At 58.6% G+C, this 16,385-nt stretch carries 9 protein-coding genes; 4 read left to right on the forward strand and 5 right to left on the reverse strand.

The window, feature by feature from the left end; all coding sequences use genetic code 11:
• The first annotated feature begins 333 nt into the window (after nt 1-333).
• Nucleotides 334-3,450, forward strand: a complete 3,117-nt coding sequence (locus tag KGB27_RS27685; protein ID WP_008043448.1) for a transglycosylase domain-containing protein — start codon at nt 334-336, stop codon at nt 3,448-3,450.
• Nucleotides 3,451-3,858: 408 nt separating this feature from the next.
• Nucleotides 3,859-8,685 (forward strand): NEL-type E3 ubiquitin ligase domain-containing protein, encoded by a 4,827-nt coding sequence (locus tag KGB27_RS27690; RefSeq protein ID WP_411736719.1) that lies wholly within the window; start codon nt 3,859-3,861, stop codon nt 8,683-8,685.
• A gap of 44 nt (nt 8,686-8,729) precedes the next feature.
• Here the strand turns inward: KGB27_RS27690 and KGB27_RS27695 are convergent, their stop codons facing one another.
• The 5 genes from KGB27_RS27695 to KGB27_RS27715 form a co-directional block, all read right to left on the reverse strand.
• The gene (locus KGB27_RS27695) at nt 8,730-9,959 is read right to left on the reverse strand and encodes a hypothetical protein (protein WP_223557096.1); all 1,230 of its coding nucleotides are present in this window, start codon (nt 9,957-9,959) and stop codon (nt 8,730-8,732) included.
• An 89-nt stretch (nt 9,960-10,048) separates the two neighbouring features.
• Nucleotides 10,049-10,540, reverse strand: a complete 492-nt coding sequence (locus tag KGB27_RS27700) for a CS1 type fimbrial major subunit (RefSeq protein WP_223557097.1) — start codon at nt 10,538-10,540, stop codon at nt 10,049-10,051.
• A gap of 5 nt (nt 10,541-10,545) precedes the next feature.
• Complete coding sequence (locus KGB27_RS27705; protein WP_008043444.1) at nt 10,546-11,286, reverse strand: hypothetical protein; 741 nt, start codon at nt 11,284-11,286, stop codon at nt 10,546-10,548.
• A 39-nt stretch (nt 11,287-11,325) separates the two neighbouring features.
• Nucleotides 11,326-13,848 (reverse strand): CS1-pili formation C-terminal domain-containing protein, encoded by a 2,523-nt coding sequence (locus tag KGB27_RS27710; protein WP_223557099.1) that lies wholly within the window; start codon nt 13,846-13,848, stop codon nt 11,326-11,328.
• A 109-nt stretch (nt 13,849-13,957) separates the two neighbouring features.
• Nucleotides 13,958-14,449 carry a CS1 type fimbrial major subunit gene (locus KGB27_RS27715; RefSeq protein WP_223437183.1) on the reverse strand — a complete coding sequence of 164 codons (492 nt, stop codon included), beginning with the start codon at nt 14,447-14,449 and terminating at the stop codon, nt 13,958-13,960.
• A gap of 506 nt (nt 14,450-14,955) precedes the next feature.
• Here KGB27_RS27715 and KGB27_RS27720 point away from each other — a divergent pair.
• Together KGB27_RS27720 and KGB27_RS27725 are read left to right on the forward strand one after the other, a co-directional pair.
• Nucleotides 14,956-15,531 (forward strand): PadR family transcriptional regulator, encoded by a 576-nt coding sequence (locus KGB27_RS27720; RefSeq protein WP_223557101.1) that lies wholly within the window; start codon nt 14,956-14,958, stop codon nt 15,529-15,531.
• The gene (locus KGB27_RS27725; protein ID WP_223557103.1) at nt 15,528-16,313 is read left to right on the forward strand and encodes a siderophore-interacting protein; all 786 of its coding nucleotides are present in this window, start codon (nt 15,528-15,530) and stop codon (nt 16,311-16,313) included. The genes KGB27_RS27720 and KGB27_RS27725 overlap by 4 nt, the downstream gene beginning before the upstream one ends.
• Nucleotides 16,314-16,385: the final 72 nt, after the last annotated feature.

The raw sequence follows: 16,385 nt of genomic DNA on the forward strand, positions 1-16,385 counted from the left end.
GTCCAAAATATCGGGCTCACCTCCCCCCTGTAGGAGCCGGCTTGCTGGCGATGGCGTCCGTGAAACCGCCATCGCCAGCAAGCTGGCTCCTACGGATCGGGGCGCGATTCAAAATATCGGGCTCACCTCACCCCTGTAGGAGCCGGCTTGCTGGCGATGGCGTCCATGAAACCGCCATCGCCAACAAGCGAGTCCCCTGCAAAAAGAACATTCGCTCACGCCCCGTCAGGGTGAATATTCGATATCCGGGTGTTCACAATTTTTTCACCGGCAGCATCCACCGTCTAAGCTTCAAACAAGTCCGATCAATCTGCGTGAATGGATCAGTCGACTATGGGCGCGTTATGGCAAACCGATACGAGTAAAACTGTGGTCCCGACTGAACGTGTGGATGAAGCGCCTATCCCCGAAAAACCCCGTCGTAGTCGTACCAAACACGGGTGGAAGGCGTTTTGGTTGCTGGTGTTGATTATCCTGATTGCTCTGGGGTTGGCCGCTGCCAGGGAAATGCGTACCTCGAAGTTCCAATCCCGGGAAGCCAGCAAATATGCCGCTACCCTGAGTTACGAACTGAAGCCAGGCCCAAGCGACTCCATTCGCTATCCAGGGGCCGGCCCTTTTGACTTGCGTCTGGGCTACAGCTCTCTGGGTGAATTCCTGCCGCGCCTGATCAAGCGCGACTACGTCGTTGCGGCACAGACCCGCTTCTCCCAACCGTTGATGGACTACACCGACAAAGGCTTTTTCGTGCCCTATGCGGAAAAGATCCAGGCAGGATTGTCGATCACCGATTGCCATGCGGCGCCGCTGTATCAGTACAAATACCCGCAGCAGCTCTATTCAAGCTTTGACGCGATTCCGCCGGTGGTGGTCAGCAGTTTGCTGTTCATCGAAAACCGCTTCCTGCTCGATCCTCGTCAGCCCCGGGCCAACCCCGCCGTGGATTGGCCACGCTTCGGCATGGCGGCGTGGTCGCAGGTCGCCAAAATGCTGCACATGCCTGGCCAATCGGCGGGCGGCAGTACCCTCGCGACGCAACTCGAGAAGTATCGACACTCGCCCGACGGCTTGACCGTGTCCGGCGGGGAAAAAATCCGCCAGATGATTTCCGCCAGCGTGCGCGCCTATCAGGCCGGGCCGGAAACGCTTGCGGCGCGCCAGAACGTGGTGCGTGATTACCTCAACAGCGTGCCCCTGTCCGCCGTGCCCGGCCACGGGGAAGTGCACGGCATGGCCGAAGGTTTGCGTGTCTGGTACGGCGCCGATTTCAACAAGGCCAACGAACGGCTGGCCAGTACCGACACGGATCCAAAGGCCATGGCGGAAAAAGGCCTGGCCCTGCGTGAAATGCTGTCGTTGATGATTGCCCAGCGCCGCCCTTCCCACTACCTGACCAAGGGCCGCGATGAGCTGGCCGACCTCACCGACAGCCACATTCGCCTGTTGGCGCAAAACTTTGTGATCGACGCGCCGTTCGCCGCCGCCGCATTGGCCAGCAAAGTGACCTATCGCGACTGGCAGACCCAGCCGACCATTCAACCGATCGAAACCAACAAAGGCATCAGCGTGGCGCGCAGTCGCCTGGGCGGGTTGCTCAATCGTCCGCTGTACGACCTCGATCGCCTGGATCTCTCGGCCACCAGCACCCTGCAAGGCGAACTGCAAACCCAGGTCACCGAGTACCTCAAGCACTTGGCCGACCCGGCGTTTGCAACGCAGATCGGTTTGATGGGCGAACGCCTGCTCACCCCTACCAGCACCACGCAAGTGCGCTACAGCTTCACGCTGTTCGAACTGACCCCGGACGGTTCGCGGGTGCGCGTGCAGACCGACAGCACCGATCAGCCATTCGATATCAACGAAGGCAGCAAACTGGAATTGGGCTCCACCGCGAAAATGCGGGTGCTGACGACTTACCTGCAAATCATTGCCGAGCTGCACGACAAGTACGCCGAAATGACCGTCCCGGAACTGAAGAAAGTCGACGTCCCGGATCAGGACCGCCTGAGCCGCTGGGCCGTCGATTACCTGATCGAGAACAAGGACCACAACCTGTCGGCCATGCTCAGCGCCGCGCTGGACCGCAAATACTCGGCCAGCCCCGGCGAAGCCTTTTTTACCGGCGGCGGGCTGCATACCTTCGTCAACTTCCGCAAGGAAGACAACGGTCGCATACCGACCTTGCGCGATGCCCTGCGCGAATCGATCAACCTGCCGTTCATTCGGCTGATGCGCGATCTAGTGCGCTACACCACCTACTCCGGCCCAAACAACAGCGCTGCCCTGCTTGGGGACGACCGCGATCCTCGGCGTCAGGAATACCTGGCCGAGTTCGCCGACCGCGAGGGCACTTCGTTCCTGCTGAAGTTCTGGAAGCGCTACAAAAACAAGGACACCCAGGCACGGCTCGAAACCTTCCTCGACAGCATGCGCCCGACGCCGATTCGCATGGCTGCGGTGCATCGCTACCTGTTGCCGCAAGCCAGTCAGGAAAGCTTCAACACCTTCGTGCGCTCGCACCTCTCAGGCGCCAAGCTCACCGAGAAACTCACCGACGAACGCCTGCAACGGCTTTACGAAAATTACAGCCCAGGCATCTACGATTTGCCGGACCAGGGCTTCATCGCCAAGGTCCACCCGCTGGAATTGTGGCTGATCGGTTATTTGTTGAATCATCCTGACGCCAAGTGGAGCGAAATCGTCAAGGCCAGTCAGTTTGAACGCCAGGAAGTCTATAGCTGGCTATTCAAAAGCAAGCATAAGGGTGCCCGTGATGGCCGCATCCGCACCATGCTGGAGATCGAGGCGTTTCTCGACATTCACGCGCGCTGGCAGAAAGTCGGCTATCCGTTCGATCACCTGGTGCCCTCGCTGGCCACCGCCATCGGCAGTTCCGGCGACCGACCTGCCGCGTTGGCGGAGTTGATCGGCACCATCCTCAACGACGGCGTGCGCATGCCTACGTTGCGCATCGACAGCCTGCATTTCGCGGCGAATACGCCCTATGAAACCAAGCTGATCAACGACCCGGATGTGGGTAAACGGGTGATGCCGTCCGAAGTGGCCACGGCCATGCGCGAGGCCTTGTCGCACGTGGTGGACGCGGGTACGGCCAAACGTGTTTCCGGCAGTTTCATCACCCCCGATGGCAAGCCGCTGGCCATGGGCGGCAAGACCGGGACCGGTGACAACCGCATCGAAGCCATTGGTTCCGGTGGGCGAATCTTGAGTTCGAAGTCGATCAACCGCACGGCCACCTTTGTGTTTTATATCGGTGATAGCCACTTCGGTACGTTGACCGCATTCGTACCCGGTCGCACGGCCGAAGCCTTCAAGTTCACCTCGGCCCTGCCGGTGCAAGTGCTCAAGGGCATGGCACCGATTCTCACGCCGTATCTGCAACCGGGCACACATACGCAATGCCTGCCCGTGGAGGTCGCACGACGCTGAAAAACGATGGTGGTAATTAATTATTTTCGGCATTGAAAATTCCAATGCTTTGCCGGGAAGAACGCGTTTCAAGCAGCGGGAATTCAGACTTTTACTTTGAACCTCGGGCGTTAGGCTGGTCACTCCACTTAATGCTCAAGGTTTATTGAAAGCATGACTGACTTACACGGACGTATATCAGCGCTACCGTCACTCGTGGCCGACGACAATAAAGGTCACCATTACGCGTTCATCAAGAACCGTATCCACCCCGTTTTCAAAGGCGCTTCAGTGCGACGGGCTCATGAACTGAGCCGCACACAAACGGCTTCAGGACATTGGGTCCGGAGCGTCACAGACTTCGACCATGCGCCGTTACAAAAAGCCAATCTTGACCTCTGGTCCACGCAGAATGCAGTCAACCGGTTCATGGATGAAGTGCAGGACGTTTACACGTTCGCCAAACCGTTACTCACCGACGCACTGCAAAAAAAATTCAACGTCGATGTCGATGTCACCCGCACGTTCCTGCATCTGTACTTACCCAAAGCACGCCCGTGGTATGTCTTCGACGTCTCCGGTGGTGTTGTTACCCGAACCGTCTCATTGCTGGACGCCGCCCTGCACAACTTCGCACGTCACGAAACCTGCGAACCGGACTCGGTCTTTATCAGCCAGCCCGACGCACGCGGGCACTTCGACGTCCTGCCGATCAAACACAAAATGTCCATTGCCCAGTTCCAGAACCTCTGCCGCGAACTGGACATCGGCGCGCGCTACACGAAATACCTCGAAGAACAGTTGCTGCCCAGTGATGGCCTCGCCCGAGGTTTTTTGAAGTTAAAAATCGTCGAGAGCGAGAAAGCCGCGTTCAAAGCCGCCGCCCAATTGGCGGTTCTGAAGGGCGACATCGACGCCGAGGCCAATGACCTGATCCTGAAAATGCTTGATGGCCAGCGCAACCTCACCCGTAAAGGCCGGGTGATGCAATTTGCCGAACTGTCGATTCTCGACAGCCCGCTGAGCGCAATCGTGTTGATCACACCCAGGCCGGAACAACACATCCGTGAGGTGACGCCGGTGATTGTTTACGTCCCCCAGGACCCTGAGCACCCACTGAAAGAGTACCCCTCGACCGTCGCGTTCATGAATGAACTGACGCGCCAGCTGCGCGACAACAACGTCGTTTCATCCACCGGCATGACCTACCAGCAGTACTTCAGTCGGTTCGTCGATCAATCGGAGCGCGGGCATTTTTTCGGCGGGCTGCAGCAACGTCTGTTCGAGGTGAAATGGCATCAAAAAGCGCCGCTGGACCAGGGACCGAGCTGGCGGGAGGTGCCGGTCGACAACCCCAATCTGCATTTCAAGGCGGCACCGATCCCCGGCGAACTCTGGGAATACCTCTTCCAGCAGAAGCTCAATAAAGTGCTGAATGACGCCCGACACATTGCCGTGTCCACCGCCGATAGCGATAGCAATGCCCGATGGGCCTGGTGGGAAAACTTCAAGAAAATAGTCTCGGACATCTTCAACGTCGCGCTGATGGTCGTCACGCCGTTCGTTCCGGGGCTGGGTGAATTGATGATGGTCTACACGGCGTATCAGATGGCCAGTGACGTCATCGAAGGCATCCTGGATATGACCATGGGGCTGTGGACTGAAGCTGCCGAACACATCATCGGCGTAGTGACTGACGTCATTCAGTTGGTAGCGTTCGCCGCCGGGGTGAAGATCGGCAACGTTGCGCGCCTGAAGCTTTCGCCGCTGATCGAAGGCATGAAACCGGTGGCTCTGCCCAATGGCGAACCACGGCTTTGGCATCCCGATCTCAAGCCTTATGAGAGGCCGGATGTAAAACTACCCGCTAAAGCGAAACCTGACGCATTGGGTCTCCATGCCCACGAAGGCCAGGACATTTTGCCGCTGGATGACAAACACTATGCCGTGCAAAAAGATCCGCAAACCGGCAACTACCGCGTCAAGCACCCGCACCGCGACAACGCCTATTTACCCGAGTTGAAACATAACGGCCAGGGCGCCTGGACCCACGAAGCCGAGAACCCGCGAGCGTGGCAGCGCCCGACGTTGATGCGTCGCCTCGGCCATTCCGTGGACGGCTTCAGCGACGCAGAACTGGACCATGTGCGCATCGCCAGCGGCACCGACGACGCTGCGCTGCGCCGGATGTACGTCGACAACACGACCCCGCCACCGCTACTGGACGACAGCCTCACACGCTTGAAAATCCAGCGCCAGACCCGCGAGGCCATAGAACGGATTCGAACCGGTCAACCTCTGGATCCTGCCTCCTGGTGGTTTGAACCCCTGGCGACTTACCTGGACGGCTGGCCTGTGGATAAAGCCCTGAAGGTTTACGAAGACGCCGACATGACCGGGCGCTTTCGCCAGTATGGCAATCCCGAGGCGAGCGAGGCGCAGACACTGTCCACCAGCCAGTCGCAGCTCATGAGCGAACAGTTTGCGCCGAGGCTTGTCGAGTTTCTCAGTGAAGAAGAGCTGCAAGCGATGCTCGGTCGGTCAACCGCCAAAAGTGAACAGGTGCAAGCCCTGCGCAATCGACTGGCGGACGAAGCCAATCGACTTAACGCAGACATCGTCAATCAGCTTTACCAAGGTGCAGAAGCGTCCGACGACCCGCAGGTCCGACTCATTCGCCAGACATTCCCCGAGCTGCCGACCCGCGCGGCACAGACGCTGCTGAACAGTTCCGACGCGGCCGACCTCACGCGCATGACCCAGGAACGACGCCTGCCGTTGAGCCTAAAGAGCCGCGCCCGTGAAGCCGCCTTCGAAGCCCGGACCAACCATGCGTACGAGGGCTTTCATGACGGCGCGCAGTGGGTGGCGCAAACCGAAAGCCTGGTGCTGAATGCGCTCAGGATTCATACCGACACCTTCGCGCAATTGCGTATCGAGGTGCGTGAAGGCAACGATGCCGGACCACTGCGCGGCAGCGTGGGGGCACATGATGCGGCGACGGTGCGGGTGCTGGTCAAGGACGACGCCAACCGGTTCGAAGTCTGGGACGCCGACAACCACAAACTGCACGACGCCGCTGATTTTTTCGAAGCCGTGCTCACGGCGTTACCGAAAAACAAACAGGCGCAGTTGGGTTATCGGCCAGGCCAGGGGGCGTTTTTCAAGCAATGGGTCATGGCCAGGACCGATACTCCGGCCGAACGCCGCACCGCACTCGCCGCCCCGCCGATCCGCCCGATGGCGAACCACGAAGACATGATGCTGTTGCGCGGTCCCGGCTTCTCCATCACTGCCGCCACGCTCACCGAACGGGTGCAGGATGTGTACCCGCACTTCAACGAACGAGAGGTCGCTACCTTCGTTCGATCCCTGGGTTCGCCAGAGCAAGGACGTCAGACGCTGACGAGGCTGGATCGAGAGCTCGATGACCTGCGCGTGATACTCAATCGGTGGCAATACCAGCGGCCGGAGACATGGGGGCCTGATCGACAAGGGTTCGTACGCGGTGGCGGACAGCACATTGCCGAACGGCTCATCGATTGTTTCAAAAGAAAATCCACCGTTTTCGGTGAGCGCAGTACCACGGTCGACGGCGGTTATGCGCTGGACCTGTCCGTAGAGTTCGATGTGCCCGACCTCGAACGCTGGTGGAAGGAACTGCCGCCGGATATCAAACATTACGTCGATCAGATCAGCACCCTGAATCTGGATCGCACCCACTTTTCCGAAACCTCTTCCGGCCTGTTGGGCGAATTCCCGCACCTTCGTCAACTGAGCGCCCGCAACTGCGGGTTGACGCGACTTCCCGAGACCATCGGCAAGATGCACCACCTGCGGACGTTGCGGCTGATGAACAATGACATCACGTTGACGCCGTCGGCCGTCGAGCAACTGCGAAACCTGACTCACCTGGAAACCATCAGGCTCGATGACAACACGCGGCTGGGCAATCTTCCGAACGTCGGACGCATGCCCAAACTGAGAATCCTGAGTTTGAGCAACACAGGGGCAACCACCTGGCCCGATGGCCTGTTCGGGCCCTTCAGCAAACGTCGACCACGGGGCTTCTATCTGGATTTGCAGGAGAACCCGATCAGCGTCATTCCAACGGTCGTGCCAGGCTCGGAGGAGGCCTTCCTCGTGGCGCGGACCCGCTTGTTTCCAAAGAGTCTTTCGCAGGAAAACCAGATCACGTTCAAAGCCTATCGGCGTTCGGTCGGCATTGCTCCCGACCAGCCCTATGTCGATGCGGCCGCCAACACGATGCACCAATGGCCGACGAAGGACGACTCTGTCTGGTGGAGTCCTGAGGTCGGAGGGCTGGGTACTTTCCGCGAGGACGCCTGGCACGATCTGATGACCGAGCCTGGCTCCGAAGATTTCTTTGCCTTGATCCAGAAACAGACACTCTCCGCCGATTACCGCGCCGGCGGTGAATTGCGCCAACAACTCAGCAGCCGGGTATGGCGCATGGTCGAGGCCATCGACCTGGACACTCCGTTACGCAACGAACTGTTCGAAATGGCCAAGGCGCCCACCACCTGCGCCGATGCCGGGGCCCAAGTGTTCAACCACATGGGCATCAAGGTGCTCGCCTCCGAAGCCTACGCCTTGTCGACGTCCAACGCCGTCCTCGAAAACAAACTGGTGAACCTGGCAAAAGGTGCCGCTCGCCTCGCCCGCGTGGATGACATCGCCCGTGCGGATTTCGGCGGCCGTGAAGGCACTCCCGATGAGGTGGAGGTTTACCTCGCCTACGAAACCGGCCTGGCTCAACGCCTCGGCTTGCCGTGGCAATCGGAGTCGATGCTGCATCGCCCCTTGGCCCGCGTGAGCGCCAAGACCCTCGACACCGCCTTCGATACGGTGATGGCGATGGAGGCCGGCGACGGTTTGATCAACGACATGCTCGAACAGCCGTTCTGGGAGAAATACCTGCGTGACACTTACCCGAACGAGTTCAGGCGCAATACCCGGCTGTACGAAACCAAGAGTGACTTGCTGGATGAGTTGCGCGAAGCTCAGCACGCCTGGGCAAGCTCCAAAAACCAACAGATTGCGCAACGACGTGCGCTCAAGCAGCGCCTGCAAGACCTCGCCCGCCGCCTGGATGTCGATGACAGTGTGGTGCTCACCGATGAAGACATGAGTGATGAGGTCTACTTCCGACTGCTACAAGACATGGGCTACGAAGAAAAAGAGCTGAGCAGAAAGCTGACCCGCGCAGCGCTGCAGAAAGCCGCAGAGCAATAATCGGCAACCCCTGATGCATCGGACGATGCATCAGGGTTCATGCCTTAACCCACTTCGGAATCCCAGATCACCGTGACATTGCCCGAATAAGATCTGGCGACACCGGGCTTGAGCATTTCGTCGACTTCGTCCTTCGCGACCTCGAAATGCAGCGTTCCAGGCTTGCGATCGACATAAAAGCGTGGCTGGAACAACTCGGTGCCACTGCCGTCGCGCCGCAACGGCCGGCGATTGACCGGTTGCGCGGCGGCATCCACCAGGCCACTGGGCAGGGTCACGCTGACGTCGAGCGGCACGGTATGTCCTGAAACCGGGTCGCGCACCGAACAACGGTTGCCATCCAGGCTGTACTGGCAATCGAGGTTCATCTTGAAACGGCTCGACGAAGACACATTGAACGTCTGATCCCGGAACAGCCGTGTGGGCTTGCGCCCCTGTGTCAGCCAGGCTTGCCAGCCACCCTGCGGGACCAGTTCGACGCGATTTCCTCCGGGGGGAATCTCCACTTTGAGCGCATGTTCGACACTTAGAGTGAAATTAAGGCTTATCAAATCGTCATCAGGCAACATGATATCGCCCATATCAAAATCGCCAAGAGGACCCACGACATAATTCAAAACACCCCTGTAAGTTCCCGTCGACATCTGCAAGGGATTGGGCGTTGCCAGCTCGTATGAAAAGCTCATATTTTCATAGGCAAAACCATAGTCTTGCGTTATCGGCAACTGAGCTTGCTTCGAACAAACACCTCCATCCGCCGGGATCCTCCAGAAAAAAGCGAAATAATAGGCGTTGCCGTAGCTCGTTCCGCCCTTGACACAGGGTGGCGACGGCCATCCCCAGTGGTCGATCCAGGTGCTGGAGTCAAGAGGTGTCTTGATTGTATAGGCCGCCCCGATTCCGCTGAAACGCATTCTGACCGTCGCAGACTCACCCGTTTCATCATGAATGACCGTCGTGTCCTTCCATGAGGACGGAAGCCGAAACATAGGCCCCTGGCGTTCTTCGTGCAAAGCCTGAATGGGCGCTACAGCCCTGAACCGGATCGGCACCCCAATACTGAAGACACCAGGCCCACAGTACGTTGGGTGCTCCTTGCAATGACCGCCTTGCGGTGTGGTGTTCTCGAAGGCGTTGCGCATGGGGTTTGCCGGATCAGGTCGAAACACGGCACTCATTTCCAGGGTGACTGCGAAAGCCGAACCCGTAGCTCCAACAATCAAGCTCACCAGGGCAAACAAGATTAACGATCGCAATCGTTTGGATGATTTCATCAATACGAACTCCACCGTCCCATTAGAACCATGCCAGCACTTTCCCGGCATAAACATACGAAAACATCTGCTGCGACAAAACCAAACATCTATGCCCCCGGCAACACTGCGTTGAAAAGCAAGTTGACGCTGCCGAAATAACTGCCCGGCTTATAAACCCCATCGACAGGCGGCACCGGCGCGATCTCCAGCAACACACGTTTACCCGGCGCGGCCTCGCTCATCGACACCACCTCGCTACTCTCCAGTTCGCTCAGCAACTTGCCGTTGAACAGCACGCGCAATCCAATGTCATCGGCCGCGGTCCCGTTGGACAGGTAAGGCCGGCCCTCAAGCCGGGCTTCGATGGAGCCGGCTTCATTCTTCACATCGAAATACTTGCGCAAGCCGCCCAGGGTCGAGGTCGCCAGATTCCACGGCAACCGCTGCTCGCGGTGAATCCAGCCGGGGTCTGCGGGAATGACGTAGAACGCCTGGTTCGGAATCGTCACGAACACGTCGAAGTGGTGCACTTCGCGGGCAGCAAACGCTGAATGGCAGGCCACTGCCGACACCATCAGAACCATCAGTTTTCTGAACATGGTCATCAGCCCTTCACATCGAGTTTCTTGCTGCTCTCGCCTTCAACCAGTGTGAAGCGATACTCGCGACCGGCTTGTTTTTCGAACTGAAAACTGCGGCCCGCGAGGATGTGATGCTTGGTGGTCGGCATACACTCCTGCTCGTTCTTGACCGAGCAATCCTTGAACTCATCGATCACCACCACGGTGTTGCCGTCGTTGCGGATGCGGTAATCCTTCGCGCCGTTCTCGATCATGCTGGCGTAACGCGTGTCCTTGGGCCGGACGAAAAACACCGCGCCATACCCGGCCAGCACCGTGACCCCGGCGGACAGGGTCTTCTTGTATTCCTCACGCTCTTCGCCAGAGACTGCGAACTCGTCTTCTTTCTCCGGCACCACCGGCACGAAACGCACGCGGAAATAGCGCTCGCGGTCGCGCTCGCCCATGTACAACAACCGGGTGCCTTGCATGCCACTGGCAGGCACAATCAGCCGCGCCGGGCTGGCCATCAAGCCGTCCCGGGCGCTGCCGTCGGCACTGGATTTGAGCGGTACTTCCTGCGACTTTCCGTCAGCGTCGTAAAGGATTTCCAGGATGTTGACCTTGACGAAAGCGGTGCTGTCGCCGCCATTGAAGACACGTTTCAAATAGGTACTTTTATCACCGTCCAGGTAGTCGTAAACCGTGCCGATATTGATGCTCGGCCCGGCGTGTGCCGTCTGCGTGAACAAACAAAAACCAATCAGTGCCAACCGACGTTTCATCGTCATTTACCTCGTAGATAAAGTGCGTATTGCCGGGCATCAACCTGCCGTCGGCGTCTCTGTCGCTGCGTCCGCCAACGTATCCGGGGTGCAACGCAGGTCGCCGATCATCAGCACATTGTTTTCCGTGCGGCCACGGCTCGGGTCGAGCCGGAACTGGCACAGCAACTGGTTGCCGTGGCGCACTTCCAGGGTCGGTGAACCGGCGTTCATTTCCATGGAAAAGAAGCCGTCCACTTCACTGACCCCGCGACTGGCGTGGTTGATGATGTGATGGCCCTTGAGCGGGCTGCCCTGGTAGTCCACCAGGCGACCGAGCACGGTGAGGGTTTTCATCACGCGAACCTGGCGATACTCGACGCCGCCCTTGTTCAGGTGATAGCTGGAGCGGGCCGGCTGGATGGTCGCGGCCGGCACGTGATTGCCCTCGAAATCGAAACTGACCGAGCTGCTTTTGTAGGCGGTGATCGGCACGAAATTGCGCCCCGGCCTGAGCACCGCGCTGCCACCGCTCAAATCGTCGGCGCGCAGGGCGATGTCATCGATGTCCGATTCGACATCGATGATCATGCCGGCACCGTTGCGGTGGTACTGGCTGGTCACGACCATTTTTTGCCCGCCGACGGCGACGGTGCTGTCGAGGTTCAAACCACCGGTGAAGTCGTTGTTGAATGAGGAGCGCTGGATAAAACCGTCAGCGTTGACCCGCTCCGATTGCATCGTCGCCATCGCGTTCATACCGATGCCATAGGTGTCGGTGATGGCTGTGGCGGAAACGCTTTGCAGCAGGTGATCCTGCAAGTCTTTGCGGTAGGTGACCGAGGCATTGTTATCGCGCCCGCCGTCGCGATCGGTGCGGGTGCCGATGCTGCCGGAGATCTGTTCGCCCGGCCCACCCAAGGCGATGTTGACGCTCAGGTCGACACCACGATTGCGGTCATTACCCGAGCTGAAACTGCCCGGCCTGTCGAACAGCGACAAGCGCCAGTTGGCGTCGCTGCCGAACAATTGGCTGCGCTGGCTCCAGCCCAGATCCACGCCGACGCCTTCGGTGTTGCCCTCGCTGTGGGGCACCCTGGCATTGACCGAACTTTTGCTGGTGAGCCGATGGTTCAGCGACAACGACGAGTTGCTGGTCTGGCCGATAAACACGTTGCGCTGTCGTACTCGCGTGCCGTCCGGCAGCGTGTCGTAGAGCCGGGTGGTGTCGAGCCAGCTGCGGTTGTGGCTGGCGACGATGCTGCCGCTGCCGTAGGAATAAAGCCCCTGCACGTCGAAACCGGTGCCGTGGTCCTCGGTCTTGTAGACGTTGGCATAGACGCTGGCATTGTTGACGACGGCCCAATCGACCGAGGTGCCATATTGCAGGCTGTCACGCACCTGTCGACCTGACAGGCCGAGGATGACTCGCGGGTGCAGCAGAAAGTTGAAGGCGGCACCGGCCGTCATGTCGCCGTCGTTCTGATCGTCCCAGTTGCTGAGAAATTTGGATTCACGCCCGGCGAACAGGTTGTAGCGCCATTGCTCGTCGTGGTTGCGCCAGTTGTTCGGTTTGTAGACCAGTTCCTGGGTGCTGGAGGTGATCTGGCCGTCTTCGATCAGGCGCACTTCCACTTCATAGATACCGCCGGGCAACGGCCGCGTGTCGAGGGTTTGCAGGCCTGCGGGCATCGCCTGCGTATTGATCAGCAAACCGTCGCGGTAGATCTCCACCGAGCCCTGGCGATTGGCGGTGACGTAGATCGGGTAGACCGCCGGCGTCGGCTGGTTGATGGCCAGGCTGTCGGAGCTGCCGTACATCACGCCCAGCGCCGTGTCGGGACTCGCGCCGAAGGAACGCGGCTGGCGAGTCAGCCCTTCGGAGGTGGGGGTGAAATAGCCCAGGCGCACAAAGCTGCCTTCCAGTTCACGCTGGGTATAGAGCTCATGCACGGCGTGATAGGTCTGGTTATCCACACCGCCCAGTCGCGACAGTTGCAGGTTCACCGCTTGAGTCCAGTTGCCGAGGCTGCTGCTGGCTTCAAGACCATAGCGCCCGCCAAGGTCCTGGTTTTGCCCGCCGTTGAGGTTCAATTGGTTGCGCAGGATCAACCCGCTGCTGCCGCCTTCGGGCTGGTTGTAATAACGCTGGACCTGATCGTCGCGCTCGGCGTTTTCCGTGAGGATCGACACCAGCGAGTTTTCCAGGCTGTAGTGCACGGCCAATAGCGACTCGGGGCATTTCGCCTCGCAGTTGCCCAGCGCCACGCCTTGCTTCAAATAGCTAGACCAGGTGTCGCGTTCACTGGCTTTGATCGCGCTGTCACTGACATCGGTGAAGTCAACGAGGGTGATGCGGTCGTCGCGGGTCAACACGACCATCGCCTCCCCCAGAAATTGTTGATCAAGTTCCACGCGCACCGCCAACGGTACATCGAAGAAGTGTTCTTCGAATTCGCTCGGTAAACCCTTGGCCTGCGCCAGCAAACTTCGAGGTGTATGGCCGTTGTCCGCTGGCGCGGCCAGGGCAGTTGCGCAAAAACACAAGGCAAGCGCCGTCGCGATGGGAGTCATCGGGAACATGAATGAAATACTCTGTGGATAAAGACGGTGAAACCCGATCGACAGGGATTACAACCCTATCGATCGGTGAGCGTTATCAAGCAAGAACTTGCTGACAGAACGCTGTCATTCAGATGCGCGGAATGGCATCAAACATGACGACGGGGTTGGCGGTGTAAATACCCACCTGATTGTTGCCCGGCTTTTCTGCAGTAATAACCAGGTCGGCGCGCATGCCACCGTTGGACTCGACGTCGCCGACCACTTCCTTCGAATCGGCAGTCAGTACGGTGCCGTTGAAGGTGTAGGTCAGCGGAATGTTCAAGGTCGCATTACCGTTGAACAGCGGCGTCGGGCCGCCGACGACGTATGCGCCCACCGAGCCGTTGGTGTGCTGGATATCGTAGGTGCCACGGACCTCCGACAGGGTGCCGGCGCCAATTTGGTACTGCATTCTTTCGTCTTTACCGAAGTTCAGGTCCACGGGTTGAGCGTGAAACACTTTGCTCGGGATTTCCGCAGTGATGTTGATGGAGGTGCGCGACTCATCCGCAGCGAACGCCATCGAAGCACTCAGGGCCAGGAGGGTCATCGGAACGGCGATTGCAAACTTCTTGAACATTGTTTAGTACCTGTCTTTTTCAAAGGATTGGTCCGTGGAAAGCGTGAATCGTCCCTATCGCCGGTTTAAATAGTGGCAATTTGGCTCAACTTTCGACGAGGAGAATGATCGGCCAATTACTTAAGAAAGTAAGTACGCAACTTCCGAAGAACATGTAGTAACAACCGCCCGCGACCCAGTAGAAAAAACCCAAAAAATCAATAATTAAACCGTTCACCCGACAGAAACATACTACAAACAGTTTTAACAAAAAAAGCACACAGTCAAACTAAATACAGTCTCTGTAAGACAAAGACTACTTAGGTCTAATTATTAATAATCACTCTCTGTTAGTTACGCATAATTAGATCAAACACTCTAAAACAGCAAGCTGCAAAACGCCTTTTTCCCGCCCCACACTGAAATCCGCCACGACGTCCTTCGGCGACGACCGTTGGTCCTGTTCGCTTGCCCTCTCGATAAGATATATCTTAAGTTGTATCTAAACACGACAGAGAGAAGGAAAAATGAGAGACCATCATTCCCCCCACCGCGAACACGGTGACGGCCGCGACGGCTTCGAGAAACGCCCCGGTCGCGAACGCGGCGGTCGCGGCCCACGGGTGTTTGCCCCCGGCGATCTGAAATTGCTGCTGCTGGCGCTCATTGCCGAACAGCCCTGCCATGGCTACGACTTGATCCGCCAGATCGAAGGCATGTTCGACGGCGCCTACAGCCCCAGCCCCGGCGTGATCTACCCGACCCTGACCTTTCTGGAAGAAAGCGAAATGATCCAGGGCGATGCCGAAGGCGGAAAAAAACGCTACAGCGTGACCGACGCCGGTCGTCTGTCTTTAAGTGAGCAAGCGGTTGCACTGGACGGCGTGCGGATGCGCATCGATGTCAGCAAGCGCTCATTGCGCGGCCATGACCGTCCGCCCGAGATCCACGAAGCGGTGCATAACCTGCGTCACGCGTTGCAACTGCACCACGGTCGCTGGAGCGCAGAAGAAATCATTCGGGTCGCCGCCCTGCTCAACAACACAGCCAAAGCCATCGTCGACGGCCCCTTGGTTCAACCCACTCAGGAGAAAGCTGAATGACTGAAGTGATCGAGCACACCATTCACCGCGTGATGCATGAAATCAAACGCCGTCGCCTGCAAGTGTTGCGCGTGGTTGACCTGACCCCGCGCATGCGCCGGATTACCTTGGGTGGGCCAGAGCTGGCAGGTTTCATCAGCCTCGGCACAGACGACCACGTCAAACTGCTGTTCCCGCAGAACGCGGCAGAACAAGCGGCGCTGGAGACCCTGGTGCTCGGTGCCGGTAAGGACAACGGCCCGATGCCGGCGATGCGCGACTACACGCCGCGTCGCTACGACCTCGACACGCTGGAACTGGACATCGATTTCGTGTTGCACGGCGACGGCCCTGCTTCGACCTGGGCGGAACAGGCCAAACCGGGACAGTTCCTGCACATTGGCGGGCCACGGGGATCGATGATCGTGCCGGACATGTTCGACAGCTATTTGCTGATTGGTGACGAGACGGCAATCCCCGCGATTGCGCGACGGCTGGAGGGTTTGGCGGCCAATCGCCAGGCGCAGGTGATCATTGAAGTGGAGAACGGCGCGGAACAGCAAAAGCTCGAAAGCCCGGCGCACGTCAATGTGATCTGGGTGTTGCGCGAAGGTGGCAAGAACAACTTGCTGACCACCGTGAAACAGCTGCAAGTGCCCAGCGGCAATCTATACGCGTGGGTGGCGACCGAGACCAAAGTGTCGCGGCAGATTCGTCGGGTGCTGCTGGACGAGCACGGGCTGAACGAGCAGTTCGTCAAAGCCGTCGGCTATTGGCGCCTGGACGACAGCGACGAGGAATAACACCACATGAACTGTAGGAGCCGGCTTGCTGGCGATGGCGGCGTATCAGTCAACATTGATATCGCCTGACAC

The organism is Pseudomonas sp. BF-R-01 (assembly GCF_019946615.1).
GTDB lineage: Bacteria > Pseudomonadota > Gammaproteobacteria > Pseudomonadales > Pseudomonadaceae > Aquipseudomonas > Aquipseudomonas migulae.